General features: G+C 47.1%; 5 protein-coding genes. 2 read left to right on the top strand and 3 right to left on the bottom strand.

All coding sequences use genetic code 11. The annotated features are described in order from the left end of the window. Window positions 1–533 (bottom strand): NAD-dependent epimerase/dehydratase family protein (locus ACWVCM_RS10165; RefSeq protein WP_455201636.1); only part of this gene is annotated, 533 nt, incomplete at its 3' end. Window positions 534–708: 175 nt separating this feature from the next. On the opposite strand from ACWVCM_RS10165, the gene ACWVCM_RS10160 reads away from it, so the two are divergent. Beyond that, window positions 709–1,722, top strand: coding sequence for a CDP-6-deoxy-delta-3,4-glucoseen reductase (locus tag ACWVCM_RS10160; protein WP_455201635.1), 1,014 nt, complete (start codon window positions 709–711; stop codon window positions 1,720–1,722). A gap of 40 nt (window positions 1,723–1,762) precedes the next feature. On the opposite strand, the gene ACWVCM_RS10155 is transcribed toward ACWVCM_RS10160, so the two are convergent. Beyond that, window positions 1,763–2,143 carry a DUF2845 domain-containing protein gene (locus ACWVCM_RS10155; protein ID WP_455201634.1) on the bottom strand — a complete coding sequence of 127 codons (381 nt, stop codon included), beginning with the start codon at window positions 2,141–2,143 and terminating at the stop codon, window positions 1,763–1,765. A gap of 203 nt (window positions 2,144–2,346) precedes the next feature. On the opposite strand from ACWVCM_RS10155, the gene ACWVCM_RS10150 reads away from it, so the two are divergent. After that, the gene (locus ACWVCM_RS10150) at window positions 2,347–3,264 is read left to right on the top strand and encodes a molybdate ABC transporter substrate-binding protein (RefSeq protein ID WP_455201633.1); all 918 of its coding nucleotides are present in this window, start codon (window positions 2,347–2,349) and stop codon (window positions 3,262–3,264) included. On the opposite strand, the gene ACWVCM_RS10145 is transcribed toward ACWVCM_RS10150, so the two are convergent. Next, a partial coding sequence (locus ACWVCM_RS10145; RefSeq protein ID WP_455201632.1) for a hypothetical protein occupies window positions 3,257–4,121 on the bottom strand: 865 nt, incomplete at its 5' end. The two genes, ACWVCM_RS10150 and ACWVCM_RS10145, sit on opposite strands and share 8 nt — an antisense overlap.

Here is a 4,121-nt window from a genome sequence, read left to right as displayed (position 1 = left end):
TTTCGCAAACGTTCAACAGGCAAGCGCCCAACGCCATAAATACCGGATACGCGCAAGATTGTATACGCGACCTGATTTTCAGCTGCCCATTCGGTCAAAGCATTTTCTGCATCCAGGCGACGTTTGCCACGATCTGTCTGGGGATTCACCGGTTCCGATTCATCAATCCAGTTTCCCTGGCAATCGCCGTACACCGCCGTGGTACTCAGTAAAACCACTTTTAACGGTAAACCACTATTTCCACATGCCGCCAGCAGGGCACGAAATCGCGGATCTGTTTCACCTGTGCCTGGCGGGGGTGCAAAGTGAAACAGGATGGAGTTTTTGGCGGGTAATGTTGGCAGTAAATCAGGCTGGTCAAGATCGGCGATCACCGGCTTAATGCCAATTTCCTGCAGTTGTTTGCGAACTTCCTGCCGCCGCGTCAAGCCAAACACTTCGATTTCGGATTGCGATTGCCTGGCATCATCCAGGTAACGTATCGCTACCCGCTGGCCAATATCACCGCAACCACTTATACATATTTTTTTCATGGTTTTTCTTCAGTCAACATTCACGCATAATGCGCGCTTCATCGCGGCAAGCATTTTACCATACGGTGTCGGCCACAGGCTGTTGGTACAATAGCTGCTACACATTAGCCAAAATATTCGATTTAACAGTAGATTTATTTAAACTGGCCGATTTTTAGTTACCATCAATAACATTATGAGTTATCACGTCAAGATCCAGCCCAGTAACCTTACTTTAGTTGTGGATGAAGGAGAGTCAATTTTAAGCGCGGCGTTGCGCCAGGGCGTGAATCTTCCCTATGGTTGCCGCAGCGGCAACTGTGGTAGCTGTAAAAGTAGAGTGGTGGAAGGTGAGATCAATTATCCTGTCGAACAGGCGCTTGCACTCACCGAAGAAGAAAAGCAGCAAGGTATGGCATTGTTATGCCAGGCTCAACCGCAATCCGATTTGCTGATCGAAGCCCAGGTGATTCCCGCTGATGAAGAAGTTATTGTTAAAAAACTTCCCTGTCGATTAACTGAGAAGGAACAGCTCTGCCACGATGTGATCAGGCTGCGTCTTAAACTTCCAGTTATGGAAAAGTTTGCTTACCACGCGGGTCAGTACATCGATATCCTGTTACCCGATGGTCGCCGCCGCAGTTTTTCCCTGGCCAATGCACCTTATATTAATGGATCACTGGAGCTACATGTACGTCACGTGGATGGCGGTGACTTTACCAGCTATGTATTCGACGAGCTGGAAGAAAAAGCCATATTACGGGTGGAAGGTCCCCATGGACAGTTCTATTTGCGCGAAGAATCAGACCGACCAATTATTTTTATGGCCGGCGGAACTGGATTTGCGCCAATTAAAAGCATTATCGAGTACTGCATTACCCATCAAATCGAACGCCCTATGTATTTGTATTGGGGGGTACGTGCGCAGGAAGATTTGTATATGAATGAACTTGCTGAGTTGTGGGCCAGTGATTTTGAACATATTAATTATATACCCGTTCTTTCTGATCCCAGACAAGGCGATGACTCGGCTATCCGCACCGGTTTCGTCCATGAAGCTATCATTGAAGACTTTCCTGACATGTCTCAGTACGATGTTTACGCCAGCGGTCCACCAATTATGGTTTATGCCGGAAAAGAAGCTTTCGAAAAATGCCACTTGTCCATGGAGCATTATTATTCTGATGCGTTCGAGTTTCAGGAACCATAACAAGTCTGATAATTATAATTTCCCTGTCAATTGATTTAGCCTAAGTACGATCGCCATTATTTATTTCAACCAGCTCCCCGCCTTCAAATATCAGTATTTTTAACAGCTTCCCGCTTCCTTGATTATATGTCCATTGGTCAATTGTCCTGGTTACCGACTCTTTGCGGCGAACTGTTGCCGTATTTTGTTTATTTTTCTCCGTGCCTGTATCTGAGGTAAGCGGTATATCGATGCGCTTGGATTTTTCCTTTTGGCCGATAGCTTCTTTTAACAGGGGTTCGCCGCATTTAATCAGTACTTCGGCTTTGCTATCACCTACGGAGATAATTTTGGATCCGCAGCGCATGGTAGTGTCGGCATAACTCGTGGAATGCGCAAATACAAGCAGTAATAATATTAAAAAGTAACCTGAAAACCTCATGTCTTCCCTCCCATTAGAAAACCATGGATAAAGGGCAAATTTCTTCCCTTATTCAATCGCTCAGTTAATAATAACGTAAAAATATCTTTAAACCGTCGCCGCGCCGTGTAAATATTACCTGGATCTTAATTTCGTACGTCTAACCGGCAAATCCAGGATCAACTATTATTGTTTTTACTGGTAATTTTTCCTATGCTCGATGAATGAAAAGGGAAATAAACTGGCCACAGGAAGTGGCTAACTCCAGGCATGCACTGGCTCAGTGGCAACACGTGGCCAGCAATATCAGCCTGGATTTCCATGGTGACCCGATCAAGGCACCGCTCGTGGTGTTTTCTGATGGTAATCATCACATGGCGTTACAGGTCACGCTGGAACATTTTCTAAATCAGCATCCCGCTATTGATGATGTGTTTTACGTCACCACACCACCCAATATTTTAATCCGGTATCTGGAGAAAGGTGGCCTGCAACTGGGTAACTTGCAGTTGTCCCGTATGCCACATGTTTTTATCAGCCCGGAAAATGTCATGCGCAGCTTAGTCAATAAAGGCTTTATCGATAATCACCAGCCGTTTATGCAAAGCAATGGCAACGTGTTACTAGTTCACAAGGGAAATCCAAAACAAATCACAGGGATTGTCGATTTGTTGCGTGACGACGTGAGGCTGTTTATATCTAACCCGGAGTCGGAACAGGCGAGCTACCAGGTTTATCGTGACACCATGACTGGATTGGCACAAGAGCAGGGCCTGGATGCCGAATTACTGGCTGAAAAGCTTACACCTGGTAGTAGCAGCACCGTTTTTGGTGAATGCATTCATCACCGGGAAATACCGCAAGCACTACACGGCAATCACGCTGATGTGGCCATGGTGTATTATCATCTGGCATTACGTTACGTGCGCATCTTTCCCGGTGCGTTTGATTTTATTCCCCTGGGCGGTAGCAAGGAACTGCCTGCACCTGGCAAGCCTAATCTCTCGACAACTTACCATGCAGCATTAATGAAAGACAGCGGCGACTGGGGACAGTTGTTTATTGAATTTCTATTAAGTGAAGCAACAACCGATATCTATGCCTCGCATGGACTAAAACGTCCTTCAGCAACTATTATTTAAAATTGATGAACATCGCTGATGTCCATACTTTGCCATCGTCGATTTGGCGTGCGGCCAGATACACAGGACGAAAACCATGCGGCCCATTATGCGGATCCACATCAATAGTACCGGAAATGTCCCGCGGCATCGGCTTGTCGCTCAGGCGTTCAAGTGCCAGAAATAATTCCGCTCCACCCAATTCCTTGCGCAAGGCGCCTCCATCAAGCAACGCCTTTCCGCTAATTTCCCACTCAAACGAAGGACAATGCACGAACGGATTGCCATCCAGTGGATTGCCCACTTTTACGTAGCCATCGATGGTGCCCTCCACTCGAATGGTGCAATGCTCCAGGTTACTCACATCCAGATCGATAGCATCTGCATCACCGTAAGTATCAGAACGAAACCGAATCGTTGTTGGCGACACACGACCGCAGGTTTCTTCATCGTGCTCAAAACCATGGGCTTTAAATCCATTCACGATGCCGTTGGTGATAGTAATTGAGCCTTTCCAGTCTGCCCAACGATAACGGTCTTTGATACGCGCACCACCCCAACGTAATCGAATGTGCCGATCAGAGTGACCGTATTCTTGTTGCAGGTTGCGATGCCAGAAACAACCGCTGTGATCATATGCTGCAATTTCATCCCAGCCCGCATCACCGAGAAAACGATATTGAATTTCCGCGCTGCCGTTGCAATCAAATTCATCACCCTGAATATAATTGCCACAGGTCGTTAATCCCACCAGGCGTTCACCGGTGGTTGCCCAGGTGTGCCTAGCGCGCAGGGCTTTACCGATAGTGTCACGATCCAGCTTATCAGCCACGATGCCGGTAACCCCACCCCTGGTACCAAACACTGCCGTTCCCGGC

It is taken from the genome of Kaarinaea lacus (genome assembly GCF_975902315.1).
The sequence above is the reverse complement of the archived record's forward strand: the minus strand, read 5'-3'. Positions and strand labels throughout refer to the sequence as shown.